Source organism: Camelimonas fluminis, from assembly GCF_014656355.1.
Classification (GTDB): Bacteria; Pseudomonadota; Alphaproteobacteria; order Rhizobiales; family Beijerinckiaceae; genus Camelimonas; species Camelimonas fluminis.
In genome coordinates this window covers 1-25,437 of sequence record NZ_BNCG01000022.1, presented here as the reverse complement: position 1 = coordinate 25,437, position 25,437 = coordinate 1, and the positions used below count along the sequence as shown (strand labels likewise).

General features: G+C 65.5%; 37 protein-coding genes. 1 reads left to right on the top strand and 36 read right to left on the bottom strand.

What is annotated here, in order from left to right; translation table 11 throughout:
* The first annotated feature begins 88 nt into the window (after positions 1 to 88).
* Positions 89 to 289 carry a hypothetical protein gene (locus IE243_RS17585; RefSeq protein ID WP_191320690.1) on the top strand — a complete coding sequence of 67 codons (201 nt, stop codon included), beginning with the start codon at positions 89 to 91 and terminating at the stop codon, positions 287 to 289.
* On the opposite strand, the gene IE243_RS17580 is transcribed toward IE243_RS17585, so the two are convergent.
* The 36 genes from IE243_RS17580 to IE243_RS17405 all read right to left on the bottom strand — a co-directional run bounded on the left by IE243_RS17580 (position 286) and on the right by IE243_RS17405 (position 25,376).
* On the bottom strand, positions 286 to 801 hold the full coding sequence (locus tag IE243_RS17580) for a hypothetical protein (protein ID WP_191320689.1): 516 nt from the start codon (positions 799 to 801) through the stop codon (positions 286 to 288). The genes IE243_RS17585 and IE243_RS17580 overlap by 4 nt on opposite strands.
* The gene (locus tag IE243_RS17575) at positions 801 to 1,874 is read right to left on the bottom strand and encodes a hypothetical protein (protein ID WP_191320688.1); all 1,074 of its coding nucleotides are present in this window, start codon (positions 1,872 to 1,874) and stop codon (positions 801 to 803) included. Before IE243_RS17575 ends, IE243_RS17580 begins: the two co-directional genes overlap by 1 nt.
* A 10-nt stretch (positions 1,875 to 1,884) precedes the next feature.
* Entirely contained in the window at positions 1,885 to 5,160 is a 3,276-nt protein-coding gene (locus IE243_RS17570; RefSeq protein WP_191320687.1) for a DUF4815 domain-containing protein, read from the bottom strand.
* An 8-nt stretch (positions 5,161 to 5,168) separates the two neighbouring features.
* A complete protein-coding gene (locus IE243_RS17565; protein ID WP_191320686.1) occupies positions 5,169 to 6,284 on the bottom strand; it encodes a phage tail protein in 1,116 nt (371 codons plus the stop codon).
* Positions 6,284 to 7,153 carry a baseplate J/gp47 family protein gene (locus tag IE243_RS17560; protein WP_191320685.1) on the bottom strand — a complete coding sequence of 290 codons (870 nt, stop codon included), beginning with the start codon at positions 7,151 to 7,153 and terminating at the stop codon, positions 6,284 to 6,286. The genes IE243_RS17565 and IE243_RS17560 overlap by 1 nt, the downstream gene beginning before the upstream one ends.
* Positions 7,150 to 7,536, bottom strand: a complete 387-nt coding sequence (locus IE243_RS17555) for a GPW/gp25 family protein (RefSeq protein WP_244643247.1) — start codon at positions 7,534 to 7,536, stop codon at positions 7,150 to 7,152. The genes IE243_RS17560 and IE243_RS17555 overlap by 4 nt, the downstream gene beginning before the upstream one ends.
* A 16-nt stretch (positions 7,537 to 7,552) precedes the next feature.
* Positions 7,553 to 7,753, bottom strand: a complete 201-nt coding sequence (locus tag IE243_RS17550) for a hypothetical protein (protein ID WP_191320683.1) — start codon at positions 7,751 to 7,753, stop codon at positions 7,553 to 7,555.
* Positions 7,754 to 7,762: 9 nt separating this feature from the next.
* Positions 7,763 to 8,323 (bottom strand): hypothetical protein, encoded by a 561-nt coding sequence (locus tag IE243_RS17545; protein WP_191320682.1) that lies wholly within the window; start codon positions 8,321 to 8,323, stop codon positions 7,763 to 7,765.
* Entirely contained in the window at positions 8,320 to 8,898 is a 579-nt protein-coding gene (locus IE243_RS17540; protein ID WP_191320681.1) for a hypothetical protein, read from the bottom strand. The genes IE243_RS17545 and IE243_RS17540 overlap by 4 nt, the downstream gene beginning before the upstream one ends.
* Positions 8,895 to 9,389, bottom strand: a complete 495-nt coding sequence (locus tag IE243_RS17535; RefSeq protein ID WP_191320680.1) for a phage virion morphogenesis protein — start codon at positions 9,387 to 9,389, stop codon at positions 8,895 to 8,897. Before IE243_RS17535 ends, IE243_RS17540 begins: the two co-directional genes overlap by 4 nt.
* Complete coding sequence (locus tag IE243_RS17530) at positions 9,386 to 9,820, bottom strand: DUF1320 domain-containing protein (protein WP_191320679.1); 435 nt, start codon at positions 9,818 to 9,820, stop codon at positions 9,386 to 9,388. Before IE243_RS17530 ends, IE243_RS17535 begins: the two co-directional genes overlap by 4 nt.
* 95 nt (positions 9,821 to 9,915) lie before the next feature.
* The gene (locus tag IE243_RS17525) at positions 9,916 to 10,476 is read right to left on the bottom strand and encodes a hypothetical protein (protein ID WP_191320678.1); all 561 of its coding nucleotides are present in this window, start codon (positions 10,474 to 10,476) and stop codon (positions 9,916 to 9,918) included.
* Between the two features lie 68 nt (positions 10,477 to 10,544).
* Entirely contained in the window at positions 10,545 to 11,438 is an 894-nt protein-coding gene (locus tag IE243_RS17520) for a Mu-like prophage major head subunit gpT family protein (RefSeq protein WP_191320677.1), read from the bottom strand.
* Between the two features lie 20 nt (positions 11,439 to 11,458).
* Complete coding sequence (locus IE243_RS17515; RefSeq protein WP_191320676.1) at positions 11,459 to 11,863, bottom strand: hypothetical protein; 405 nt, start codon at positions 11,861 to 11,863, stop codon at positions 11,459 to 11,461.
* A gap of 15 nt (positions 11,864 to 11,878) precedes the next feature.
* Complete coding sequence (locus IE243_RS17510; protein WP_191320675.1) at positions 11,879 to 12,871, bottom strand: phage protease; 993 nt, start codon at positions 12,869 to 12,871, stop codon at positions 11,879 to 11,881.
* A 151-nt stretch (positions 12,872 to 13,022) separates the two neighbouring features.
* Positions 13,023 to 14,207, bottom strand: a complete 1,185-nt coding sequence (locus tag IE243_RS17505; protein WP_191320674.1) for a phage head morphogenesis protein — start codon at positions 14,205 to 14,207, stop codon at positions 13,023 to 13,025.
* Positions 14,208 to 14,329: 122 nt separating this feature from the next.
* Positions 14,330 to 15,949 carry a DUF935 domain-containing protein gene (locus IE243_RS17500; protein ID WP_191320673.1) on the bottom strand — a complete coding sequence of 540 codons (1,620 nt, stop codon included), beginning with the start codon at positions 15,947 to 15,949 and terminating at the stop codon, positions 14,330 to 14,332.
* A gap of 9 nt (positions 15,950 to 15,958) precedes the next feature.
* Complete coding sequence (locus tag IE243_RS17495; RefSeq protein WP_191320672.1) at positions 15,959 to 17,590, bottom strand: terminase large subunit domain-containing protein; 1,632 nt, start codon at positions 17,588 to 17,590, stop codon at positions 15,959 to 15,961.
* Entirely contained in the window at positions 17,583 to 18,143 is a 561-nt protein-coding gene (locus IE243_RS17490; protein ID WP_191320671.1) for a phage protein Gp27 family protein, read from the bottom strand. The genes IE243_RS17495 and IE243_RS17490 overlap by 8 nt, the downstream gene beginning before the upstream one ends.
* Before the next feature lie 2 nt (positions 18,144 to 18,145).
* Positions 18,146 to 18,448 carry a VpaChn25_0724 family phage protein gene (locus IE243_RS17485; RefSeq protein ID WP_191320670.1) on the bottom strand — a complete coding sequence of 101 codons (303 nt, stop codon included), beginning with the start codon at positions 18,446 to 18,448 and terminating at the stop codon, positions 18,146 to 18,148.
* The gene (locus IE243_RS17480; protein ID WP_191320669.1) at positions 18,445 to 18,762 is read right to left on the bottom strand and encodes a DUF2730 family protein; all 318 of its coding nucleotides are present in this window, start codon (positions 18,760 to 18,762) and stop codon (positions 18,445 to 18,447) included. The genes IE243_RS17485 and IE243_RS17480 overlap by 4 nt, the downstream gene beginning before the upstream one ends.
* A 15-nt stretch (positions 18,763 to 18,777) precedes the next feature.
* Positions 18,778 to 19,347, bottom strand: a complete 570-nt coding sequence (locus IE243_RS17475) for a hypothetical protein (protein ID WP_191320668.1) — start codon at positions 19,345 to 19,347, stop codon at positions 18,778 to 18,780.
* Entirely contained in the window at positions 19,347 to 20,114 is a 768-nt protein-coding gene (locus IE243_RS17470; RefSeq protein WP_244643246.1) for a peptidoglycan recognition protein family protein, read from the bottom strand. The genes IE243_RS17475 and IE243_RS17470 overlap by 1 nt, the downstream gene beginning before the upstream one ends.
* Before the next feature lie 128 nt (positions 20,115 to 20,242).
* On the bottom strand, positions 20,243 to 20,650 hold the full coding sequence (locus IE243_RS17465) for a helix-turn-helix domain-containing protein (protein WP_191320666.1): 408 nt from the start codon (positions 20,648 to 20,650) through the stop codon (positions 20,243 to 20,245).
* Positions 20,651 to 20,660: 10 nt separating this feature from the next.
* Complete coding sequence (locus tag IE243_RS17460) at positions 20,661 to 20,882, bottom strand: hypothetical protein (protein ID WP_191320665.1); 222 nt, start codon at positions 20,880 to 20,882, stop codon at positions 20,661 to 20,663.
* Entirely contained in the window at positions 20,879 to 21,295 is a 417-nt protein-coding gene (locus IE243_RS17455; protein WP_191320664.1) for a gp16 family protein, read from the bottom strand. The genes IE243_RS17460 and IE243_RS17455 overlap by 4 nt, the downstream gene beginning before the upstream one ends.
* Positions 21,292 to 21,522, bottom strand: coding sequence for a hypothetical protein (locus tag IE243_RS17450; RefSeq protein ID WP_191320663.1), 231 nt, complete (start codon positions 21,520 to 21,522; stop codon positions 21,292 to 21,294). Before IE243_RS17450 ends, IE243_RS17455 begins: the two co-directional genes overlap by 4 nt.
* Entirely contained in the window at positions 21,519 to 21,749 is a 231-nt protein-coding gene (locus IE243_RS17445; protein ID WP_191320662.1) for a hypothetical protein, read from the bottom strand. The genes IE243_RS17450 and IE243_RS17445 overlap by 4 nt, the downstream gene beginning before the upstream one ends.
* Positions 21,733 to 21,930, bottom strand: a complete 198-nt coding sequence (locus IE243_RS17440; RefSeq protein WP_191320661.1) for a hypothetical protein — start codon at positions 21,928 to 21,930, stop codon at positions 21,733 to 21,735. The genes IE243_RS17445 and IE243_RS17440 overlap by 17 nt, the downstream gene beginning before the upstream one ends.
* The gene (locus IE243_RS17435) at positions 21,927 to 22,601 is read right to left on the bottom strand and encodes a class I SAM-dependent methyltransferase (protein ID WP_191320660.1); all 675 of its coding nucleotides are present in this window, start codon (positions 22,599 to 22,601) and stop codon (positions 21,927 to 21,929) included. Before IE243_RS17435 ends, IE243_RS17440 begins: the two co-directional genes overlap by 4 nt.
* Positions 22,598 to 22,831 carry a hypothetical protein gene (locus IE243_RS17430; protein ID WP_191320659.1) on the bottom strand — a complete coding sequence of 78 codons (234 nt, stop codon included), beginning with the start codon at positions 22,829 to 22,831 and terminating at the stop codon, positions 22,598 to 22,600. The genes IE243_RS17435 and IE243_RS17430 overlap by 4 nt, the downstream gene beginning before the upstream one ends.
* A complete protein-coding gene (locus IE243_RS17425; protein WP_191320658.1) occupies positions 22,831 to 23,097 on the bottom strand; it encodes a DUF2312 domain-containing protein in 267 nt (88 codons plus the stop codon). The genes IE243_RS17430 and IE243_RS17425 overlap by 1 nt, the downstream gene beginning before the upstream one ends.
* The gene (locus IE243_RS17420; protein ID WP_191320657.1) at positions 23,094 to 23,306 is read right to left on the bottom strand and encodes a hypothetical protein; all 213 of its coding nucleotides are present in this window, start codon (positions 23,304 to 23,306) and stop codon (positions 23,094 to 23,096) included. Before IE243_RS17420 ends, IE243_RS17425 begins: the two co-directional genes overlap by 4 nt.
* The gene (locus IE243_RS17415; RefSeq protein ID WP_191320656.1) at positions 23,303 to 23,566 is read right to left on the bottom strand and encodes a hypothetical protein; all 264 of its coding nucleotides are present in this window, start codon (positions 23,564 to 23,566) and stop codon (positions 23,303 to 23,305) included. Before IE243_RS17415 ends, IE243_RS17420 begins: the two co-directional genes overlap by 4 nt.
* Positions 23,563 to 24,504, bottom strand: coding sequence for a hypothetical protein (locus tag IE243_RS17410; protein WP_191320655.1), 942 nt, complete (start codon positions 24,502 to 24,504; stop codon positions 23,563 to 23,565). The genes IE243_RS17415 and IE243_RS17410 overlap by 4 nt, the downstream gene beginning before the upstream one ends.
* Complete coding sequence (locus IE243_RS17405) at positions 24,501 to 25,376, bottom strand: DUF3164 family protein (protein ID WP_308432073.1); 876 nt, start codon at positions 25,374 to 25,376, stop codon at positions 24,501 to 24,503. The genes IE243_RS17410 and IE243_RS17405 overlap by 4 nt, the downstream gene beginning before the upstream one ends.
* Between the last annotated feature and the right edge of the window lie 61 nt (positions 25,377 to 25,437).

Genomic DNA, 25,437 nt, shown 5'->3' with positions numbered 1-25,437 from the left:
CAGGGGCTTTGGCGTTTCAGAGGGCTTTGACTGGCCGTTTAAATGCGTGGAATGTGAAAGCTCAAGGCCGCATGCCGGGAGCTACGCGATGTCCAACGATGCCAGATTGAAGGCGGCGATCGAGGCGGCTGCCAAGGCCCTGCATGACACTGCGCGGGACCGCCGGATGATGCGCTGGGAGACAGCCAGCGAGGAGTGGCGCGATCAGCTTCGCACGTTTGTCGCGCCGCTGGTTTCGGCAGCGCTCGCGGCGGCCGACGATGTCACGGCAAGAGCGCAGGCGGTTTAAAGCAGCGCCGCATCCCTGAAAAACTGATCTATATCGTCAGCCGTTGCCGGGCGTGGATCGCCGCCTGGGACCGGCACCGGCTGTCCCGTCATCATCAGAACCAGCAACGGGTCTTTCCGGCTGTAGGTGTTCTTCGCAAATGCTGCCCGGGCGAAACTCTGATCTGGCTCCGGCATGGCTCCCAGCATGTTTTCGACCATCGCCGGGGGCGTACCTGACTGCGCCATCGCCACCATATCCTCCGGCCCGATCAGCCCCATCTGGCACATGCGCATGGCGCACTGCTGCCGGGAGATGTCGGCTATGGTCGGCGGTGGCGGTGGCGGTGGCGGTGGCGGCACATATGGCGCTGGCCCCATGGCCTGTGCAGTCGCGTGGATGGCGCGGCCATGGACCTCTGGATCATCCGCGCTGGCCGAGAACGGTATCCAGCCCAGCGTGGGATGATTGATCTCGCAGTCTATGCCGCCAACCGCGTTGTACGCCGGGTTACGGACTATTGTATCAGACATTACGATACCCTCTGCCACAAAGTTGCTCCGTACCGCACTCCTACGGCGCCGGCTCCCCAGCCAACGCAACGCCACGTCCCTGTCGCGCCGGAAGCCGTGAACCAATACGTCGCCGGACTACCAGATGATGTCCCTGTAATTGCCGCTATCGTTAGGCTTGATCCAGCGATAAGGTCCCCAGCCGATGCGGGGGTGTCTGTACTCGCGATCAAGAGACTGCCGATCACATTAAACGACAGCGCCGCCGCTCCAGCGTTAAAGTCGATAGCCGCCCGGGCTGCGGCTGGGGTATCGGCGGTCATAAGGGCGCCACCGAGATACGTGGCCCCCGCGATACCACGCACCGCAGCAGCATCTGCGGCCGTGATAAGAGACTTGCCAGTCGCGGTCGCCCCAATTGCATCTTGAGCCGCCGCCGCATTGGCGGCAGTCATCAGCGCAATGCCCGTTGCCGTGGCAATCGCGGTGCGCAGCGCCGAAGCCGTAATCGCGCCCGTGAGACCAGCCACAGACAACACCGCATCCGTGGGCGTCAGCAACTCAGTCCATGACGTCAGCAACGCCGGGTTAGTGCCCGAGCAGATGTAAGACCTGTTGAGGTCGGTCCGGACAGCGATGTCGCCCTTCTGGACATCGAGGACGAGCATCTGCGCCTGCGACGCCACCACGTATGTGTCGGTGATGGCGATCGATGGCAGGCGCGCCGGGTCAATCACGCCGGCCTTGATGTCATCGGCCGACACCACGCCGGGGACCCACTTTGCGCCGTTCCACCTCAAATACTGCCCGACCGTGATGATGCTGACGTCGACGTCCGACAGCGCCGCCAGGGCGTGGACGTGATCGTACGCAGCCTTTTGCGCGAGCACGTCGGTCAGCCCAGTGATCTCAGAAATCTGGTGGGCATGGTCGAGGAGCGCGCGGGCCGCGATATTGTCGTTGGCGGTCTTGATCAGCTGGTCAAATGCCGTGATCGCCTGCGCCAGGCGGATCACATCCTCCGACAGCCAGTTGTCCGCATTCGGGAGCGGGATGTCATAGTTGGGCGTGCGGTTGTCGACGACTGCAGCCATCTCAGGCCCCTCAGATAGACGCGGCCCGCAGGCGGGCGACAGATGGACGTGCGGCGGGGCCGCCGGTGAGCGTCAGACGGACGCGGCCCTGCGCGGCCGTGTGGGCGCCGCGGCGATACAGGGCGTCGGACCAGCCTCCGCCCAGCACCTCGCCGCCATCAGGATCCAGCGGCGACCAGACGCCGGCGCCGTTGTCGACTTCGACGGTCAGGGACGAGCCGGCGGGCAGCAGCGTGGACATGACGCCGCGCACCTGGACAGGGTTGCCCATCGCGAACAGACGGGAGACGTAGTCGCCAGAGGCACGGATGCGACCGCCAATGATGGCGGTGCCGGGATAGAGCACCGGCGAAATCCGCTCGTTGCCCGTGAGCACCGCCCGCAACTTGACGTGCTCAGTGACGTATTCGCGGGCTTCCCACGTCTGGCCGGGCGCGAGCGGGATAACATCGCCGTTGGCGCGTACCAGCTCGTAGCGGCAACCTGCGTCGGCTGTCGGGATCTCGATCGCTCCGCGCACCAGCAGATCCGACACCTGGTCGAGATCGCCCTCCCACAGATCGATTGCCCGGCTGGTCGCGGTGAACTTCGCCGCCAGCAGTTCGAACCACGGATCTGCATCCTGGTGCGCTGTCCATGTCTGACGGTTCGCCGAAGAGAACAGAACGCCGACGGTATAGGGCTGGGAGGCGACGCGCTGCTGGGTTGCGGCGTCGACCTCGCCAAGGCGGGCGATGGATATGGCGTGCTCGGAATCGGTCGTCAGCGCCACCCAGCAATACTCACGGCCCGCCGCCACAAATACTGGCGCGGCGAACCAGGCGGTGATGACGTCGCCCGGCGCAACGCCGATCATCGAGACAAGCGTATCCGCCAACACCACGTTGGTCGGCCAGCCGTTCTCAACGGTCGCCAACTGAATGCGGACCGGCTTGTTCGGATCCCCGACCGCATCGGCCTTGAGCCGGACGCCAACCAGGCAGCGCGCCTCAACAAGCGTGAAACTGCAGGCGAGCGGGTCGATCCCGAACGGGAACGGCGCGACCACAGGCTGCGTCACGTTGATGACCTCGGTGATGTTGTTGATCACCGTGGTGTTGTTGATGACGTTGATGACCGGGATCGGCGCAGCCTGCGCCACCAGGGTGACGCGGCGCATCACCGTGGTGTCGATGATGCCTTCGCCGACATAGATCGCTTCGGCATAGCTGTCGGCCATTCCCTCGGCCCGCACCAGACGGCGGCCAACCGGCATGCCTGCCGGGATCTGGTACGTCACGACGATGCGGCCGTTGGCGTCGGCCGTCTGCACGCCCGGCGGCTTGATACTGACGCCGTCCATGGTCAGCGTCTTGAGGTTTTCGCCGGCCGCGAAGCCGTCAATGGTGGCGGTGACGTTGATCTGGCGCATCACCTGCGCCGCCGTCTGGTTGCGAGAGGCCACCTCATCAAAGCCGGTGGATCCCGGCGGCTGGTTGGGCGCGGCCGAGAACTCCATGGTCACCGGCGACGTCCACTGGGTGACGCTCTCGGTCCAGTAGTCGGTCGGCGGCTCCAGGCGCAGCGCGCCGGGCATGATCGCGTAGTTGTCGTACGGGTTGATCCGCATGGCCGAGGTGGCCTTGTCCTGGCGGATCACGACTTCCGGAACCCATGGCAGGGTTTCTGTCACGCTGCCGGCGCGAACGACCAGCACGCTGTCGATCGCCAGCATCAGCACGCCGCGATTGATCGCGGCCGTCTGTGGCTCGCCCTGATCCCTGTAGAAGTCATCGACGAACATGTCGGTGAAGATGCCGCGCGTGGCGACGCCGGCGCGGCTCTGGATATCGCGCTGGGCTTCGGACCGGTCGAAAGTGTCGATGACGTCGAGCAGCTTGTTGGCGATGCGGTTCAGCATGTCCTGGCTGAGGGAGCGCGTGCCGTTGCTCCTGACTGTCGGCGTCGACACCCAGTTGTTGGTGATCTCAGCCAGCTTGAGCAGCGTCGCCGGCGGCTGGGGCGCGAGACCGCCCTGGCGGGCCGGAATACCTTTGACATAGACAGGTCGCCCGGAAGCATCGAGACACAGGATGTCGATGCGCGGCATCTTGCTGGTGTAGGAGACCAGCGCCGCCCGACCGTTGACGCCGCCGGCCACCTTGACCGTGCTGGCGGTGACTTCGATCGGCGCGACCAGGGCGTTGTAGAGATAGGTGACGCTGTAGGTCGACGATCCCACTGGCTCCGCGCCGGCTGGCGACCAGGAGACATTGTCGGCGACCAGCAGATAGTCCGTGCCGGCGACATAGGTGGTCGCGCCCTGTTTGACGCTCTCGATCTCGACCACGGCGGCATGCGGCAGGGCATCGGCGCCGCCAGCGATGACGCCCCGCGTCACCGTGGCGGTGGCCCGTCTCACGAGCACAACCTGTCCCACGGCGGCGATCGGCGGACGCGACACGGTGATAATGGCCTCGCCGCCGTCCGGCCCGGCGAACACATGCGGCTCGGCGGTGATGGCCTCCAGATCCGGTGTCTCCGGCTCGGTATGCCGGATCGCCGCCTCGCGGATGCGCTTATGTCCCTGGATGTTGGCGGTGCCGGCGGCGATCGAAAACGCCTGACCAGCCCCGGTATTGCCCAGCGCCAGCACCTGACAGCCGTCGACGATGTAGTTGCCGTTCACGTCGCGATCGTAGAGCGCGATGGTGTTGAGGACGCCTGACAGCGCCGGCGGCGGCGTCTGGTCGATCACCGCGCCATGCAGGACGGTGTAGACCGGATAATATTCTCCCGGCTGACCGTCACCGGGCAGAGCCCAGGCGATATGTTCGACCTCGCGGGCGGAGCCGATTTCGCCCTCTGCCTCTGTGCCTGGGTGCAATCCCAGCAGCAACGGATCATCGGCGGCCGTCACGATGTCCCGCACCAGCCGCACGCCGACCGTGATTTCGCCCGCCAGCGCCACATCCGCAAACGTTGCTGCAGCGACGTCCCGCACGTCGCCGGCGACATAGATGCGACCGGCCGCCAAGGCGAGGTCACCGCGCATCGGCTCCACCAGCACCGGCGGATCGCCGGCAACGGCCAGCGTGATCTGAATGTCGGCGCCCGACAGCCGGTCGCCATCCTTGGCCACCATATTGCCGACGCGCTGGGTGCGCTGGCGCTGGATGGCGTGGGCGTCGTTGTGGTCCGTGGCCTGGGCAAACTCACCCTCGGCGAACACCACGGCCGTGTCGCTGGGCCGCGCCGCCGCCCGGCTGTATGCCCCGGGGATGCCTGACGGATGCTCGTAAGCCATGCTCAACCTCAGAAACGCAGGATGGCGCAGACGCGCTCACGCACGGTCCGGCCAAAGGGAATATTGACGGGCTGGGAGCCGACCTCGGGCGCGGCGGCGATGGCGCCGGCCGGAAGCCAGAGCGCGCCGGGCTTGTGCGGCGGCAACGGCTGCGCCGCGAGCACGAAGGCGACGCTGGCGGCCGTTTGCCCGTTGCCGTCGCCGAAATCGGTCATGGCCTCGACATAGATCTGGGTCGCTTGCGACGCCTGCAGGGCGTAGGGCGTGCCGCCGATCCGGTATGGGCCAGTCATCGCCGGCGCCACGGCATGGCGCGCGCGCAGGCGGCGATAGCCGATGATGTCGCCGGCGGCGTCGCGAAACACGGCCCAGCCCGGCGCTGCCTCCATTTCGGGGTGCAGCGCATCGAGCATGGCGACAGACCGGGCGACGATGGCGCTGGACGTCCAGGGCACATCGCCCCACGGCACGTCGCTCCAGGTCAGCGGCTCATCGTCGACCGGCGCCAGCCAGACGCCCAGCGCCTGCAGCTCCGCCCCGGTCAGGGTGTGATCCGATTCATAGCGCCGGCCGAACGACCACTTCGCCTGACCGCCGATGCGGACGCCGGAATGGCTGCTGTAGCGGCTCTGGGACCAGCGATGGCGGCTGTATTCCATGGCCCGGACGTCGTAGCCCGAGAACCCCCGCCACATCACGGAGCGCAACGGAAAGGATAGCTGGGTGATGCCTTCGATCGCCGGCAGATCTGCCTCGCTATCCCGCACGCGGGTGAGCGCCAGATGGTTCCAGTTCCAGTGCGCCCGGTACCACGGGAAATGCTCGATGGCGGCCGCGTATCCGACCCAGCCAAGGCCCATGGCGACAGCCGCCGGCGTGCCCCGCAGACGCTGCCAGCGCGGCCCCTGCGCGATCAGGTCATAGAGGTTGGGGACGTAGGGCGTGAGCTCGCTAAGGCCGTAGTCCAGCACCAGCCAGGGCAACAGCGAGGGCGGCTGGTTGATCAGCTTGACGCCGCGCAGGCGGGTAACAGCATCTTCAAGAGGCTGTTTATCGGGCCTTAAAGCCTGCTCAAGATCCAGATCAATGAGCGTTGAAATCTCGGGCGCGATGATTGTGGTCATCAGCGCCTCCGCCCAGCAATCTCGATCTGGATCTGGCCCAGCGAGATTGCCTGTTCCTCGGGGGCTTCGATGTCGACAGCCGGGGTGATGACCTCAACCGAATGCAGGCCGCCCAAGGCCATCAGGCGACCGTTGATCCACGAGCGGGTCAGGTCGAATCCGAGGCCGGTCTCGCGATCCCAGGCGTTGCGCAGCAGGGTTGGCGCGGCGGTGGCGATAGCGGCCGATGTGTCGGGCAACAGCCAAAGGCGCGCGTGGATATCGCGCACGGTGAACACGGCTGGGACCACCTCAATGGTGTCATTGACCATGATCACCGGATCGGCATGAACGGCGTCGTACACGAGTTGCAGAAGCGCAGGATCCGCGACGCCACCGTTGTCTGCCGCGTATACGGCAATACGGATCAGCGGGCTGAGGCCAACCCGCCAGACAATGGCGTCGGCGACGCGCAGCGATGTCGCCAGCACAACCGACTTGTAGCGCGGCGCGGTGCCGCCGGGGGAGCGCCCCTGAATGGCGAGGATGATGCGCCAGCGGAATCGCTCGTCATCCTCGCCAGGCAAGCGCACGCTGTCATAAAACGCCGCCTGATGGTCGAGGTCACTGCCCCTGGCGAACAGGATGAGGTTGGCGCGATATGCGTCGTTGATCCGCCCGCGCAAACGCATTTCCCGCGTGGCGCATGCCTCAGCGAGATACCGCATGGGCTCGGCCTCGTGGGTGATGATCCCGCGCAGATTGACGCCGTTGAGGTCGGCGCGCGCGATGGCGTCGGCCGCGATCTCGGCGAGGATAGCTTCGGCGTCGAACTCCTCGATCGTCTGGGGCGGCGGTAATGTCGAAAGGTCGAAGCCTGCAATGCTCATGCCGCAACCACCCTGACGCCGCTGTTATTGTCGTTGGCGCCCAGGGCGAGGGTTTTCGCCTCGGAAACCGAATAATCGCCCAGGTGGCCGCGCGGGAAGAACAGGCCGCTCATCTCGAAAACGAACACGCCATCGGCCCCGCTGCGCGTCAGCTGGATCGTCTGCAGGCGGAAGCCCGGCTCCCAGCGGCGCAGCGCCTCGGCAATGGCCGCATAGGTCTGCATGATCGTCATCGGCGTGGCGTTGCGATCCTGCAGCTCGGGGACAAGCGAGCCAAAGTGCCGGCGCATGACGCGCCAGCCAATGCGGGTCAGCAGGATCACCTCAATGCACTGGACGCAGTGGTCCCAGCCGGTGATCCGCCCGCCCGTATGCCTGTTCATCCCCACCCGCATGACATCAGGCCCCGGCGCTGGCGCCCGGCTCGATGACGCCGGCGGCCAGCTCGTGTTTGGCCTCGTCTTCGGTCAGGTGCAGCACATAGCCGACGCGGGGCTTCGGGATGCCGTCCTCTCCCTTGTCGGTCGGGAGCTTCTGACCGGCGACCCAGAAGCCCGCCTTGTCGGTGACCTTGTAGGGTTTGCGTTCGATTGCGGACATGGTTGCTCCTCACTTCTTCGGCGGGTCGGTATTCGCGCCGCCGCGCATGACGCCGGGGTGGACATGGGTCGAGCCGACGTCGACGTTGTTGTTTTTCAGGGATCCGGTGTTTTCGAGATTGCCGGTGATGGTGACGTTGGCGGTGATGTTGAGCGTGCCGGCGAGCAGCTCGACGGCGTCGCCGACAACACGGAGCTTCAGGGGGCCGATTGTGTGGACCTCGCCGTCTTCCTCCGCTTTTCCGGGCGACGGATGCTCCTTCACCGGCCCCCAGGGCAGGATCCGCGAATGCTCGCCAAGCTCGCCGCCTGGCGACAGGACAACAACCGGCTCGCCCTGACCCAGCTTCCGAAAGGTGGACGTGCCGCCGCCCTTCTGTCCGGACGGCGTCGCCTGCGACAGCAATGGCGAGCGGAAGGGCTGGCCATCCGCGCCCTGATCATCGAACAGCACGCGGCCCTTGCTGCCTTCCGTCTTGTCGACGGTGCCCGTCATGAACATCGTTGCCACCTTGCGATCCAGGGTGGAGATCATCTTCCGCAGCTCGCGAACCTCGTCCCAGACGTTCATGGCTGGCCCCCGACTGGATATTCCACGCCGTTGATGACCACGGTCTGGGGCTGGCTGCTGGCCGGATCGAGCGCTGTCGCCCAGACTTTGCGGGGGCTCGGCTGGTAGGCGTCATGCAGCCGCCATTTGGCCTCCAGCATCGCGATGGCCATGCCCTGATCGTTACTCTGTTCGGACACGGCGACCAGGCCATCGCCGATATCGACGTCGCTGATGCGGCCGAGCCCGACGTTGGGGGCGAGCATCAGGGCAAGCGTGCAGGCGTCGACCAGCCGGAGCGCCGCGATGTCGGCCGACGAAAACTCCGGATCCGCGGCGCCCTCGCGATCGGCGACCACGATGATGGCCAGCGAAACGTCCTGGGCCAGCCGGCCGTCAGCGCCGCGCACTGGTTTGGCGCGCAAGAGGCAGATGCGGGCGAACGGCGCTCGGGCTGAATCCTTCAGTAGGGTGCTCAGGTCGTAGCGGTCGAGCTCGGCGCGCACGGCGTCGTCATCAAACACCCGTCCTGTGTCGTCGGTGGCGCCACGCACCACTCCGGCGACCGCAATCATCAGTTCCGCCACCCGGCTCATCCGAACAGCCTCCTGATGTGGCCAACGGCGGCCGCGATCAGCTCGGCGCGATCTGAGGCGCTCAGGCCCAGATACGGACGAGCCGGCATGGTGACGGATTTGACGACGGCGAAATTGACGTGACCGCCCGACTGCCACCAGAACTTGAGGGCCTTGCCGTTCTTCGCAGTGATCTTGCCGCCCTGCTGATGGATACGCGCATAGATCAGGCCAGAGCCGATGATCGCCTGTGAGCCGGAGACCGTGTAGTCGATCGAGCGCGCCAGGGCGCCGCTGCGATGCAGGATCGGCGTGCGGCCTTCGAGGTTGGGCTTCCAGGCCGATCCATTGGGGGCCGGCCCGCCGGCGATCAGGCGGTCAACCGTCTGTTCGCGGATGAGACGGGCCAGCGCCTCCAGCAGCGTGCCGGTTTGCAGCGGATTGAGACGGGCAAGCGCCGCGTCGACGCTCTCAAACCCGGCAAGGTTGACCTTGATGGTGACGCCGCTCACAGCAGGCCTCCGCCCGGCGGATAGCGCCGATCCTCGACAAAAAATGCTGCGCCGGAGCCTGACTGGGCGTTGCTGCCGCCATCCCCGATTGCCGGGTAACCCTCAAGCTCCACGATGTCGGCCTTGCCCGCCGCGACGTCCTTCAAAAAATCGAGCCGCAGTTTGGCGCGCTTCTCGATCTGCTCGGACATGCGGTCGGCGGCCGGCGCGAGCTGCCAGCAGGCGATGTCAATGGCGCACTGCTGGACAATGCCAGGGATGACAGGCAGCGGGACGAGGTAGCGCTTGCGCAGATAGGGATTGATCATCGCTTCGGCGGCGGCGATGGCGCGCGCCACGGCAACGTCCGGATCGACGTCCTTAGCGAGCAGCGTCAGCAACTGGCGCGCGCCGTAGATCTGCTCGATGTCTGATCTGGTGGCGTAAGGCACGGAGCGCGCTCCTGAATAAAATGGGCCTGTCCGGGACGGCGCAGCCGGAGCCGCGCCGCCCTAACCGGCCGAAGCCGGAGCCCTCTCGCTGGGGGTTATTCAGTGTCGATCGGCGGTCCCACGCGCAGATGCGGGTCGGCCTGCAGGCTCTTCAGCGTGGCGTCCGGATCCGTGCCAAGCTCGGCGCGGGAAACGTTGACCGCCTCCGGTCCGAACTGCATGCCGGCGCGCCACCGGGGACCGTTCGGAGCGGCGACGCTGCAGATGGGGCGGGCCGGATGGGCTCCAATCACAAAAGTGACCTCTGAAGTCGCCGGGAGGATGATCCCGCCCCGTCGCTCCGAATGCGACACGTCGCCCGGCCGGTCGCCGAGAAACAGCGTGGCGCCCGTCAGCTGGGAGCGCCCGGAACCTGCAGTGTCCGCCGCATCGTCGGCAGCGCCCTGCGGGCCGTCGCCTGCGTCTGGCCCGGGCGCAGCAGGACCGCTGCCAGCCGGCGCAACGGCTCCCTGGCTTACGGCTTCTCCGGCTGGGCTGGAGCCGGCTTCGGCGGTGGACGTTTCACCGGCAGCTGCGGTGGCTTCGCTCGGCGCTGCCACCGGCGCGTCAGCCGGCGCTTTGGTTTTTGCGTCATTGCGGGGGGCTTTCGCGGCCATGAGGATTCTCCGGTTCAGCCCGGGCGCGAGCCCGGGTGTGTCAGGTCAGGCGGCGTGACAGGCCGGCGTCAGATCAGCCAGGGGGCGACGACGAGCTCCACGCGGCCGTAGTCCAGATTGGATTCGCCGCCAGCGAGGTTGGCCTTCTTGACGATGGCTTCGCCCGCCGCACGGTTGCTCGGGCCAACGAGCAAGACATCCGGCGTGATCGCCAGCGGCGCGCCGTAGTCCCGCCTCAGCGATGTCATGGCCGTGAACGCTGCGCCGAAGTTCGCCGCATCGAGCGCCGCCTTTGAGCCAAACGCCGTCTGCCAGAAGCCAAAACCACCCGTGTTCCGCGCGTCGGCGCCGTAGATGAACTCCTTGCGCATGAACACGTTCGGATCATCAGGGTTGTCGAGCGCATCGAACCTTGGAGCCTTGCGGTCCTGGAAGATGAACGGCTTGAGGCTCTTTGTGGTGTCGAGCAGGAACCACGGATTTCCGGCGCCAGCCTGCATGTTCGACACAGTGCCCGTCGTGCCGTCAGCCGCGATCACCGGATGGTCGGTGTCGAAGAAAAACTGTCCGTCGAAGCAGTTTGTCGAGAAGCCCTTCGGGATCAGGCCGAAGATCAGTTCGTCGGGCTGACGCCCGGCCGCATCGCCCAGCATGCTCATCAGCGGGGCGAAGACGCCGTATTTGTCGTCCTCGATCGCGTTGCGGGCAACGGTGACCGTGTCTTCCCAGTCCTCGTTGACAAGGCGATAGGCGTCGGTCTTGACGTTGTTCAGCTGTCGCTCGCCGACCCACTTGCGCATGCCAGGGATCTGGTTGAGCCAGGGATACAGTTCGTCGGACGTGGTGGATGGCACGCGAGTGGCAAAGCGCTGCCACATGGGCGCAACAGCCCCGAGGCCTGTCGCAAAGTTCGCCCGGAACCCCGTCGTGAGGATCCGCAGATTGCTCGAAGTGATGTCCATGTCGGGATCCTTGCTGCGCGTCAGACGATCTCGACCCAGACGCCAGTGACGTCCACGTCGAGCACCTTGCCGGCGCGGGAACGGGTGTTGCCGGCGTGGGTCTTGGCGATCGTCGCGTCATCGACGATGTAGCAATCGCCAAGGATGCTGCTCTGATCGACAGCATCGGCGCCATGGTTGCTGAAGCGGAACGCGCCCCGCTTGACGGTCACGCTGACAGCGCCATCGGCGCCGCCGGTGTTGTCGATGCTCTGCTCGGCGCGGCCAGCGGCCCTCAGCGTCGCGGACAGCGCACCTGGGACCGCAAAGCCGGTCGCGTTGAGCGCGACCAGTGCGCCGGCGTGGATTTTCGCGCCAGCAGCGACGCGCAGCACCAGCAGATCGCGGCCACGCTCAATGGTGTCTCGGGGGGCGTTCAACGGCATTTAAATGCCTCCTGATCAGGCCGCGCTGGCGCCGCGCGCCGCGAGGTAAGCCTCATCGGAGAGGCCCATGTTGCGGGTAACGGCGCGCTCGGCGTCGGTGAGCTGGCCGCCGAGCTGCGCCGGATCCGGATCGCCCGCCTGGCCTTCGCCGCTGGTTTTGGGCGCGATCACCGGCATCGCCTCAATCGCGGCCTTGGTGGCGTCGTAACTGGCGCTGGCGAGCGCCAGATACTGTTCGCGCGCGGCCGGGACCAGGCGGCCGTCTTTGATCGCGCCATCAACCAGGGCGGTGCAGCGCGCCGTGAGCGCATCCGCGTCGCGTTGGGCGATATCGGCCTGCGCAGCGCCCAGAGCGGCGACCGTCTGGTCATGCTGCGCCTTTGGGACGTACTGGGTCAGGTCGACACGCTGGGCGGAAATGGCGGCAAGCGCTTCGGTTTCGGTCGCAGTGGCCGACAGCCCGAGGGCGGCCAGCAGCGCGATAACATTCATGGTCTTCTCCGGAGGTTGGGTGGACGCCAGCGCCGGCATGCCCAGCGCGGGAGACTTGACCAGGGACGCGCCCTTGATCTGCCGCGCTCCGACGCCGTCAGGATCAAGCCAGATGGTCGGAGAGATGTAGCGGTAGTGCCTGGCGCGCAGAGCCGAAGCTCCGTCATCGCCCCACTCGATCTTGCCAAACAGGCCTTCGGGCCGAGCCGCGAGCTCGATGATCCACGCCCGGGCCGGCTTTGAGCCGAGCGTCAGGACGTATTCACCTTCGTGCTCGAAATCGATCGGCAGGCGCTTGATCACATCCGCCTGCCACGCGGCGGCCAGGCCCTCGGGGTTAAAGCTGAAGGCGCGTCCATCGCGGGTGTTGACCCGGCCACGCGGCGTCAGCTGGATCCACTCGGGCAGCGCGTCCTCGCCATCGCCGGCGGCGGCAAGCGCAACCTCAAACGCCACGGCGTCCATGGAGACGCCGGACGAGGAAAGGCAGGCAATGATGGGGCGGGATTTGCTCATGGCCGCACCATGCCTGGGCCCATAAACGCAAAAGCCCCTGACGCGTGTCAGGGGCATTTCAGGGAGGACAGATATTGTGTTATCATGGCTTCAGCGGTCGAGCCACGCTAAGCCGTCTATATGACGCGAGGGACCGGCCTCCCTCCGACCGCTAATCCCCCCTTTTCCTTCCGTCCTGTCGATAATGGTAGCTGTTGAGCAGCAGCTCGCCGAGCGACGTCAACTTGATGATGGCGCGGCGCAGCTTGCCGGCGATGCGTCCCTCGACCATCAGCTTGCCATTGTCGCCGAGCTCGACGCGCTCCGGCGTCTCCAGCAGCGCATCGAGCTCCCCGAACTGCGCCGGCGTCAGGCCATGCTTGGTCGCAATCTTGGCGGCGTCGGCGACGGTCAGGGACACCGTGCGGCTTTCCGTGCCCAGCTGCGCCGCCATGCGGTCCGGCAGCGTCGCCACCGGCCAGCGCAACCGCCCCAGATCCTGCTGGTCTGGATCGCGCGGCCGCGCCGGATCAAACCCGCCCTCGTTGCGCACCACGAAATCATGCACCGGATCCTTGCGCAGGCGCTTGACGGCTTCTGTGCGCGACGGCGTCGACATGCGATCGAGGCGCTCGGCGAGGCGTTTGCCGGTCATCTGCTCGCGCACCATGCCAGGGTTGTGCTCCCAGCCCGGATCAATGCCGGCGGGCACCTGGCGCTTTTCGCCCGTCGTCTTGTTGACCACGGTGCGCAGATCCAGAGGCGGCCGCTTGGTGCTGGCGTCATCACGCGGCGCCGCCCGCGATCGCACCCGGCACTGGCAACGCCAGCCGTTCGGAGGATAGTGCGTCGCCCACCAGCTGTCGTCGACAGGCAGCGTGGTTCCGACCCACGTCAGGTGCAGCGGCCGCTTCCGCTCGGCCGTCGACGTCATGTACTCCAGATAGGGCAGCACATCCTTGACGCGCTGGATGCGGATCCAGTCGCCGGCCGCCTCGGCCGATCGGATGTTGGCGTCGTAGATCAGCTGCAGGCGGCCGGGCGATCCCAACGTGACCCGGGCGATCTCGCCGGTGCGCGGATCCACGACCTCCTGACGGCCCCACCAGCCCTTCGCCTTCAATGCCGGCTCCAGCTGGCGGCGGAAATCCTCCCACGGCATGCGATCGACCACGGCCGCGCGGGTTGCGGCGCGCAGATCGTCGATGACGTCAAAGCCGGCGGTGCGGGCGGCAGTAAACGCCAGGGCGTGCTCGCGCGGAGCCAGCTCATCCCAGCGCGCGGTGGGGCGCGACGCGCGCCGGTCGAAATAGTCGACCACCTCTTTCGGCGCGGTTTTGAACAGTTCATCGGCCATTCTATCCGCCCCGCCTCATAGCGCCGCCAGGCGGCATGAAAGGCCGCGAGCCAGTTCCGGCCGCATTGTGACCCCGACCCCGGCAGACGGCGTTAGAAACCCGTTTAATTTTGATCCTGCGATCAATCCTGACCTGCCTCGCCGCGAATGCGCCCGATCAGCTGCGTGGCGCCGAGGTGATAGGCCAGGCGATCCACCGGCAGATCGGCGGCGAGACCGTCCAGCGCCGACAAAAACTCCTCATAGCTGGACGCCTGTTCGGAAGCGGAGCGGATCGCGGCGAGCACCGGCTCCATGTCATCCTGCCACTGGCTCGCAAACTGCTGGACGAGACGGTCCACCTCGTCCTCATCACCGCCGCCGTCCGCCGCCAGTCGCGCCGGGCCGCACGTCTGGCAGACACGCGGATCGAGCCGCCAGGGTTGAGCCGGCAGCGCCGAGGCGCGCTCGGCCGGCGTCTGCGGCGGTGGGCGCGGCGCGTTGGCGCCCTGGCTGGTCGTAACGGTCAGCAGCTTTGCGCCCTTGGCTGGCTCCTTCAGCCCGAAGGCGTCGAACACCTGGCTCTGCTCAACTTCAAGGCCGCGATCCACCATCTTGGCGACGGCGTCGGACCAGACAGCCAGATCCTTGCGGTCCGGCACTGGCAGATGAACCTTGGGGTATTTTTTCTGCGGCCCGAAGTTGATGTCGATGACGGGCCGGATCAGCTGCTGCGCGAGCGTCAGCATCATGTCACGGGCGTCGGAGCGCTTGATGTCGATGCGGACCTTGTCCAGCACCTCCTCGCCGGCGCGGGACGAGGCCACGCCGTCGCCGGGCTTGCCGATGATCAGCTTGGACATCTGCTCGTCGAAAAACTTGGCGTGACCCTCGAAAGGTTTGTCGCTGAAGCCCTTCGCCTCCAGCAGGTCAATCGTCATGGCCTCGGGGATCATGGCCCCGGCGTCGCGGCCGAGCTGACGCACCGCCCGGAGCAATACCCGCTTGTCTTCCTCGCTTGCCCCCGGGCCAAATTTACCTACGCGCAGCGGGTGGCCGTAAACCTCCAGAAACTGCGCCCAGTCACGCAGCGAAAACGATTTGAACATGAAGGCCCAGACGGCGACGCGGGCAAGACCGTTGCGCGCCGGAATGCCCATCTTGAGCAGCGGCACGTGAACCAGCCATTTGAGCCACGTCAGCGGCCGGCCGTCCGGCTCACCCCGCGCTCGCAAGCGCAGTTCCTTGCGGGTTGCGCGGTCGAACTGGAACAGGCGCGGGTCGCGCCATTCATATGCGACCGGTAGCCAGCGGGCTCCAATGTCCCACTCGATCTCGACGGCCGAGAAACCCTTGGCCAGACCATCCGCGAGCATGTCTGCCAGCGTCTGGAACTGCGGGGTCTCGACGATCTCCTCCCGCACAAAATCGGCGATCTCGACGTCGCGGCCGTCGTCGGAGGCCGGGTCAACCCGGACGTCGAGCGAGGTCACGCCGTTCTTTCGCGTCTCCAGCACATAGCGGTAGTGTGGCTCGCGCTCCTCCATCTCCTCGGCGAGCGTCAGAAAATCATGCATGTCGCCGTCGGCGGCGGCGCGCAGCGTGCGCGCCAGCGCGCCCGGCGTCAGGCCAGAAGCGATGCTCTCGTCGAAGGTGTGCGGGATCCCGGTGATGGCCGGATCCGCCTCGGTGCGCGTCAGCGCCTGTTTGCGAATGCGCCGGCCGTCCGGGCCTAGGATCGGCGAAAAGGTCTCATCAGCCATGGTCAGCCCTCACCACAAACCTCCGTCCTGCCGCGATGGCAGCATCACGTCGCGTTCCATCGCCCATTCCTGGCGCCAGCCGACCCGGCCGGGATCGCGCACCGCCGGCGACGCCGGCGTGTATTCGTACTGCTGGAAAGGCTGTCGGCAGGCGGAATAGGCCAGAACGATGGCAACGCCGGCGTCGCCGTGCCGAACGCCGCCAGTCGATGTCTTGACCCGCAGGTCCGGCAGGGTCGCGATACCCCGGATCACCTTGAAGGCGCGCATATCGGCGCCGACCTCGGCATCGCGGGGGATCGAGATAGCGTCGTCTTCGAACGCGGCCTTAACCGGCGGCATCTCCGTCCGATACCATTCGGTCGAGAATTTCACCTCGACCATCACGTGGCCGAACTTCTGCGCGCCGCTCTCCGCCAGGGAAGCTCCGATGCCGGTGGCGTCGGTCCGGCCGCCGATGAAACGCGGCAGGCGTGACACCAGTGCGTCGCGAATCTGCTCCTGCTGCTGGAACGGCACGCGCTCCAGTTCGACCATGAACGGGACCACGCGGCGCATCATGCGCGTGATCTGCATCGGGCACATCACGGTCAGGTCGCGCTTGCGGCCGACGTCCATGCCAAAGCCGCTCATCAGGTTGCGATCGAGCGTCGCCTCCATGACCGGGATCAGTTCGGTTTCGATCCAGCGGTCGACCTCGCCGCGCCGCTGCGCCTCCGGCTGCATGGCGAAGCTTTCGGGAAACGATAGGCGAAGCACTGGCGCATCCGCCATGCGCGCCTCGATCAGCGGGGCCGGCAACCATGCGCCGCTGCCCTGCGACGGGATGCAGTAGAGCTCCTCGTCGGCCGCGTCGCGATAGTCGTTGATCAGTTTCTCGCGCCAGTCCGCCTCTTTCTCGGGGGTCCATTCGCCGTGCTTGTGCGCATTGACCATGCACATGCGCTCAAACAGGCCCTGGCGCAGAGCTTCATCCAGGTCAAAGCGGATCAGGCCGTACTTTGCCCGGCCGGCGCGTATGTCGACGATCGTCTGATTGAACGGATTGTCGACGCCGTTGTGCGTCGAAATCACCAGCACCTTGCCGCCCCACATCAGGAACGCCAGCGCCGCCTTGAGCAGCTCGGCCAGGCTGTCGACGAAGGCCGCCTCGTCCAGAATCGCGAAGCCCTGACGGCCGCGCAGCGAGCGCGGTTTGGAGGACAGGGCGACGATCGAATAGCCGGACGCGAAGTCGATCTTCAGGGCCTTGATGCCCTCGTCGGAACCGTCGTCGAACAGGGTCTCGCCGACCTCCGAGCAGGCATGCTCCAGCAACCGGGCCCAGCCGGCCGCCGCGTCGATAAACTCTTTGGCCATGTCATGGGACGTGCCCATGTAAAGCGTGTCCATGCCGCCTTCGCCCCGGGCGCTGGCGGAGCGCAGCACGGCGTCTGCCGCCGCGCCCCACGTGGCGCCGGTGCGGCGGCTCTTCTCGACGAAGACAACGTCGTGGATCTGGCACTGCGCCGCGATCTCGCGCTGGTACAGAAGCAGCGCCGGCGTTTCGCGCCAGTTGGGGGACGTGGCCCGGCCCTGCTTTTGCCGGAGTTCGACCCATTGATCCCGCGTCGGCCGCTCCAGGGCGATAACGTCAGCCATCGCCGCGCACTCCCAGCAGGTCGCGCATGAACATTTCGCGGGTCTCCTGGGTGATGCCCTTCACGTTCGACAATTTTTCGACCGCGTTGATGGCCTTTTTCTTGAAGTCGTCTTCAAGCTTGCGCTTGCGGTCCGAAGAAATGGACTGGCCCTGGATGGCCTTCACGTAGGCGCTGGCAAGCTCCATCGCGCCCTTCGGCGCGATCACTCCGGCTTCTGCGTCCAGGATGTCGGTGATCAGCGTCTTGATCATCTCGCCGATGATCAGGTTGCCGTCGTCAACGTTCTCCGGGGTCAGGTGCGGCGCAATGCCGGCAAACATGGCGCGGCGCTCGGCAATCTTCCGCGCCGCAACGGCTGCGCGCACGGAGGCGCGGCCGAACGCCGACTTCGACAACCCGTCAATGCCCTTCACCGCAAGGCGGTCATTGAGCTCGAACAGGATGTCGGCCTGGGTGCGCTTGCGCTGGTTGAGCTCGCCCATCGCCCAGATGATGTCGTCCTGTCCCTCCTCGGGGATCAGGTCGAGTGATGAAAGCCGGCCGCGCGACATGGTTACACCGCCGCCGGGCTGGGCTTCTTGACGCCGGGGATGACGGTTCGGCGCTCGACGTGATCAAGCCCGCGCGTGGTCAGCTCGGCAATCACGACGGTCTCGATGCGCGTCGCTTTCACGGCGCCCATCTCGGCCAACCAGTCGAGCTGCAGGTGGACCCAGTCGCGCTGTTTGTTGATGGCCCAGCGGTTGGCGAGGTCATCCCGAAGCAGGGAGCTGTTCAGGCGATTGTCCGGCTGATCCGCGAGCGTGCGCAGGATGATCAGCCGGGCTTCCTCTTCAATCAGTGCGGCGAAGCTCATTCCCCTGTCCCCGTGAGAAAATTCTGGACGCGGTTGATTGCGGCGACGAGCGGCGCGGTGCGCTCTGACAGCACCTTCAGCTCACCGCCCATGTCGGAGAGCTTCAGCCTGATGTCGTTGACCTGACCGCTGGTCGGCAGATGGCGGATTTCGCCCTCGACCATGGTCAGGCGCGTTTGCAGGGCGGCATGGGACGCCTCCATCTTCGTCGCCCAATCCGCCGAGGCGGCGGAGCGGCGCGAATAGATCGAGTGCAGCAGCGCCGCCAACGAGATGACCACGTTGGCGGCGAGCATGTAGTGGTGAGGCTCCATGCCGGTGCGCTCCTGTCAGAACGCCCGGATCTGGCGCAGCCCTTCGGCGGACACGTCCTCGGCGACATCGAGGCGGGCGAGCACCTTTTGCTTCAGGAGGTCTGTGCCGCCGAGCGTTTTCACCAGCCCCGGCGCATGCGCCACGGCATACTCGGCCGCCGCCTCAAGCACCTGCGACGTCACCTTGATGTCGAGCGACTTGCCCTGAGTGGCGCCCGCCGTGGCCGACAGGGCGTAATCCACCGCGCGCTGCACAAGCTGCTCCGCCCGCGCCATCTGCAGATACAGGTAGATCGAAGCCGGTAATCGCCGGAGCATCCACATCACGATGGCGATGGCCAGTGCGCCAAGCGGCTCCAGCATGCTGCCCAGCCAGTCGCCCCACGGGATGGTGACAATGCCGTCGCCTACCACGGCCGGCGTGGCGGCGGCGACAACCGTGGCGGAGATCGTGACCCCGGTCCATGCCACGCCCAGGGCGGCCGCAATCGCGACGACAAAGGCCGCCAGGAACAAAAACACCGTAAAGCCATGACTGGCCATGAGGCGGTCGCACCAGCCTCCACGGAAAGAAAGAGACGGCATCAAACACTCCGAAGGTTGTTGAGGTGAACGGCGACGTCAGCGCGCAACAGGTCGCCCACGGCGCGCGCCGATCTGACGGACGGGTCCCAGGGGAGCCGGGAAATGTCCCACTTGCCGCGCTGCTGGATGCCCAGCGTCGGCTGCACCTCGGCATGGCTGAGGACAGTGCGCGGCGTGACGGTGATGCTGTAACGATGGCAGAGCTCGGCCACGACGACGCCCAGCGCCGTCCACTGGACCAGGCGGATGGGGCTTGGACCGGCGTTAAACGGCTGTTCAACGGCCTGGCGCATGCCGCACAGGGCGACGCCGATCCAACCCGTGTTGCAGTTGAGGGTGTGCGCCGCGTAGTCGGGGGCGCGACCGCGCGCATCGTTGGCCGAGATCGCATGCCGGCAACGGTGCACCCTCGACTCGCCATCGATCGCGAAGTGGTAGTGCTCGTTGTCGGCGTCAGAAAAGCTGTTTGCGCCAGCCGTCCAGTGAACGATGACGCCCTTCATGACGGCTTCAGGGAGCCATTCCGGCTTGAGCTCGCGGAACACGTGCGGCCGCAAATCATCATTGGCGGGGCGCGGCGCGCGGGCCTCGATCTCACGGCGCAGAAGGGACTGTGTGACGGGTCCAGCAATGCCGTCGACAGAGATGCCGGCAGCGTGCTGGTAGGTCCGGATGGCCTCACGGGAGATCGGGCCTATGACGCCGTCGATGGCGCCCTTGTAATAACCGAGGGTTGCGAGCGCCTGCTGGATTTCGCGATTGGTCACATCGGTCGCTCCTGTCGGCGACCGGCTTGACTTCATGGCCCGGGTCGCGAGAGAACTTGTCGTTCCCCGCAAATTCCTTGCTTCGGCGCACAAAAAAGCCCCTGACGCGCGTCAGGGGCTTTGGTTGATCAGAACAGCGATCCCTGATCAGGATCGCCGTTGTGCCGGGCTTTGAACCTGTAGGCCGACCGGTTGGTCACGCCCGCGCGCCGGGCTATCTCGTTGACCGATCCGCCGCGCTCCAGCGTCTCCGCCATCACCCGGGCCCGGCGCTTGCGCTCCGACACATAGGAGCCATTGCCAAAGATCGGGATGTGGACCTTGACCCGGCCGCGCCCGGCCATATGCCGGCTGATGAGCTCCGCCTTCTCCATGCCGACGCAACGGACCAGCCAGTTGCCAGGGCGGAGGTTCGCGCAGACAAAGACCTCCTGACCAGCCTTTTCCTCGGCAATGGCCAAGGCCGCTTCGAGCCCCGCAACCTCCGCAATCTCCGCCAGCACGGCGGGCAAGTCTGGCCAGCTCTCGTTGGTCATGTCGCGCCTATCAGGTCGGGGCGTGCTCGTGAAGCACGGTCACAACAGTATTGTTGCGGATCACATAGCGGAGGCCGTCTGCCACCACGTAATACTCGCCATCGCTGATCCGGATGGCAGTATTATGGGCGCGCTGGAGTGATTGCGCCAGGACTGTTCGCAGCGCTTCCCCTTCAGCTGCGCCAGTCCGCTCCAGAAATCGCAACAGCGCATGATCCGACACCTTGATCATGCCCGCTCTCCAGCGCTGGCCGGCCGGCGCTGCCAAGCCTTCAGCTGCTCGATGGCGGCGCGGGTCTGTTCCGCCGTCAGAAACTCCGGCGCCGAGACCGAAAACTGGCGGTTTGCCCAGTTGCGCAAACCAGCCGCATCGCTGCTGGCAATCTTGCCGGCCTTGGCCAGCGCGCCCCACAGGGCATAGATCTTGCGCACGTCAGCGCGGTGGGATGGCGGACGGCGCGACGGCTTCGGCTTCCAGCCAAGGCGCTTCATTTCCACCAGCACCTTGTCCAGCTGCGCGTCGCTGAGACCCTTGGCGCTATCGGAGCCGGTGATCCGCGCCAGCAGCGCGCGGTATTCGCCCTCCGGCAGGCCGAGTTCTTTCCGGGCGATGTGGAGTTTGGCGAGCATGGCTGGATGGCTCATGGCTTGGCTCCCGTTGCATGGGCCGCGATTCTACCCTCATCCCCGAACTCATGGATCCATGCGAAGGCGAAGGCATTTGATACAACAACCTCTTTCGTGCCCGAGTAGTCATCCAACTGCAGCACAAAACTACCCGCCTCGTTCACCGACAGCGTTGGGGTCCCGTAGAAGTTGTCGATGGGGGCCTCTACCTGAAGCACCGTTTGACCATCGAAATCGCTGCTCATGCGCGATCCTCCTGGCTGAGGGCGGCGCGGCCGGCGTCGGTAATCTCGTACTCGCGGCGGCCTTTGGAATAGGTGACCCACTCCCGGCGGAACATCGCCAGCAACGACTGACCTTGGCCGCCGAAGTGGCTTCGGCCTCCCGGCAAGCCACGAAAGGCGTCGTGGCCTGCGATCAGATTGCGCAGCATCGCCTGCTGAACGGGCGACGGCTTAACCTTGCGAGCCATCCCCACCTCCATCACGACCGACGATGCGTTCAATCAGTCTCTGGATCAGGCGACGATAGACGCGGGCATCCAGCGCCCAGTCTATGATGCGCCCAGTCACACCGATTGCACCGGCAATCATCGTCAGAGCTCCCACGCCGACAACAAAGTTGGCGAAACCTGACGCAAATACTTCGGTCATGTCTGCGCTCCCTCCATGATTTCGAGAAGTGGCGCGGGCTGCAGCGCGCCGAAACGGACAGCGTCATCCGGCCGGGAGAGCGCCTTGCGCTGGCCTGGCGGGATCCAGACTGGCGGGCGCGGCTCGTGCCCGTGCCGCCAGCAAACCCACACGTAGTCCGTGGCCGTTGATCCTTTCGGCTCCCAGCGCCCCTTGTGTATCGGGATGCGCTCGACCGGATAGGCCAGCAGATGGGGCGGGAAGTCCTGGAACAGGAAGAAGCGATCGTCGGTGTGCAGCCACTGCGTCCGGACCAGCATGACGCAACCGATGCGCGTCCGCTCCAGCGCGGTCCGGCAGAACCGGACGCCGGCGTTGAAGGGCGGGTTGGTCACGACCCAATCCGATTCCGGGCCGTCTGGCTCCAGGAAGTCCGCGACGGCGCCATAGCCGTAAGGGAAGATGTCGCTGGCGGAGACAGTGTCAAAAGCTTCAGAGAGCACGGCCGCCATGTGGCCCTCGCCACAGGCCGGCTCCATCACGTGATCATGCGGCTGCGCTCCGAGCAGCGGCAGGAACACATGACGCACGAAGGCGCGCGTGGCCCATGGCGGCGTTGGGAAATAGTCGAGCGATTCCGGCGGCTCCGTGCGCCGGGCAACGACAGCAAGGTTAGGGCGAATGTGTTTCATGGACGAAATCCCGAGCGCTTCGCAGTGGCGTGAATGTCCAGGATCACGTCAGCCGGAAGCTTGTCGTAGGGGATGACTGCGCCGCCGGCCTTGGCCTTGCGGCGCATGTCTTTCGGAGGAAGCTCCGGATGGATCATCGCCTGCGCGAGATAGGTGCTGGCGGCGACCGCCAGCATCAGAAGATGGGTGTATTCCGTGCGCAGGCGGGCGAGCTCCTCGGCGCTGGACATCAGGCCATTCCCAGCGCCTGCAGATACAGTTCAAGGATGGCTTCCTCTTCCTGAAGCTCCGCCCGGTCCTTCTTACGGATGCGCATGATCTGGCGCACGGCTTTGGAATCGAAGCCGCGGCCTTTCAATTCCGCGAACACCTCCTTGATGTCGCCCGCAATGCCGGCTTTCTCTTCTTCGAGACGCTCAAGACGTTCGATGAACTGTTTCAGTTCATCGGCGGCAACACCGCTATCGGCGACGTCCGCCATCGCTGGATTGCTCATGACTGCTGATCTCCGGTGGGTTTCTGGGCGTAGACCCGGAGACAATGCTCCGGGCAGTAGGACGATCCCGGCCGGACCGTGGCGCCGCAGACATAGTGGCTGCTGAAGGCGTCGGCCCGGAGCTTGCCGCGCCGGTGCTGGACTGGCGCCGGCGTCGCTTCAAACCATCGGCACTGGTCGCGGCGCGCAGACATGAGGGGGATGCTCATGTCTTGCTTCCGTAGGTCAGAAGTCCGGCGGGTTTCGGCAGGGCAAGCTGCTCGGCTTTGGCCTTCTTCACCTTGGCGGCCTTCTTCCTGGCCGCATCCTCCTCACGCTGGATGTCCTTTAGATCGGCGAGCAGGTGGCCCAGCTGCATGGGATCACTGACAGCGAGCGTGATGACGATTGTCGATGCGCCATTGCTGTTTGTCGTGGAGCGGAAAGATTTCAGAGAGGCTTCACCCGGGCGCCAGTAGAGGCCGGTCATGGTGTGCCCTCCGCCCCACCCATGGCCTGTTCGGCCCTGGCGATCACCTTTTGCAGAAAATATAGCGTCAGCAATTTCATGCGTGCGCCTTCGTGATCACCGTCGCTCTCGTTGCGCCGGATGTAATATTCGATGGTCTTCTGGAAGAGGCGGGCCTGATCCAACAGCTCGGCATTGATCGCAAGAGCATTGGCGGCAACGTCTTTGTCGTTCCAGCCCTTTCGCCCTTCGGCGTGCTTGCGCTCCAGCTTCGCCTTCGCCGCGAAGTCGAAGCGACCGACTACCAAATCATCCAGGTACATGGCTGTCTGCCCACAGTCAGCACAAGCGACCGGCTCATCGGGCGCGGCAGGGGCTGGCGGCAGGGACGTCGCCTCTAGCGCAAGCCCAAGCCGGGTGATGATGCCTTCAACTTGGGGCCGTTTGCGGAAGTCGGTCTCGTTGATCAGTTGCTCCAGCGCCCAGCCTGCCTCTCTGGCAGCAGCCTGCAGCTCGGAATCGGTATCGACTGTCCCTATGAATGTATCGGCGGCTGGCTTCGACGCCTGGAACGCGTCCGCCAGCGACCGGACATCGCCGATGCGGATCTGCAACGAGCCTTCGAAGCCGCCGGCGCTGACATAGCCGCAGACTTCATCATCCGGCACGCGCCAGCCGTTCTGTTCCTCGTGGGCGCGCAGATTGTTCATGGCCAGCTTCGCCCATGCCGAGGCGAAGCGGAATTTGTCAATCACATGCTGGGCGCCATGCGAGGCCACCAGCTGCGCCACACTGCCCTGGGAGGCAAGGCCGTCAAGTGACATGCGCAAGCCCACGAGCCCGGCCCGAAAGCCCGCCACCCAATCGAGGCTGCGATCTTCGGCTTTGGCCACGGCCTCGACGGTGTCGAGGCCTGCCGAGATCAGCTCAGAGATGTCCGTCATGGCTGCCTCCTTCACGCCCGGGCCAGATCAATGATGATCGGTTCCCATGCGGCATCGGTCGCGGGGCGCTTAAAGAAGCGCACGTAGCGCTTGGCGCCGACGATACGAATCGCGTCGCGCAATGCGTCCATGGCGCGTTTCCAGCGGTGATCGTCCACCTCCATCCGGAGCAGCTGGAACAGTCCAGACCGGTTGATGTGGCCTTCCTTTTCGACACTGAAAACCGTGTTGACGATGGCGCGCAGCTCGGGCCGGCTTTCCGCGCCCCATTCCATCAAGCACTCGTCGATCAGCCCCTTGGCCGGCTGCAGCTCGGGGCCGAAGTCCAGGACATCCGCGATCTGCACCTGCACCTTCATCAGGCCATCGAAGCTCTGATAGGTGACGTTGCCCTTGGCCCCGCCCTTCGGAGCGCCGTATTCCTGCTCCAGCAGCGTTTGAAGGGCGTTCAAGTCGCCGAAGGTGTGACCAAGAAAGCGCCGGACCTGCGCCGACTGCTCAGACGCATAGTTGATGATCTTGCGGACCATCTCATCCTGCAGCAGATGTTGCGGCTTGATGGTGGCGACCGGGATCAGGTTACCCTTGGTGTCGCGCATGTAGTTCTGGCCGCCGACCTCGAACACACCATCTTGCGGTGCGTCTGGCCGGCCCGCATCGAGCAGAGCATCGATAGCCTTCAGGTCCGCTGATGCTTCATCAAAGGCATGACGCGACGCGCCTCCCATGGTTTCGAGGATGGGGGTTCCATCCTCAAGCTCGTCGCATGCTTCAAGCAGCGCATCCATTTCATTGATGATGTGCTTGCGCGTTTCCTTCAGCGCATTTTCAAGCGCCGCAATGCGGCCGGTGAGATGGGCGCGGGTTTCAAAACCAGTAGCGTTCATGGTTTAGAGCGGTTTTCGAACGTCTAGAATCATAAGAGGTTCCCCCTTCGCGAGATTTCTG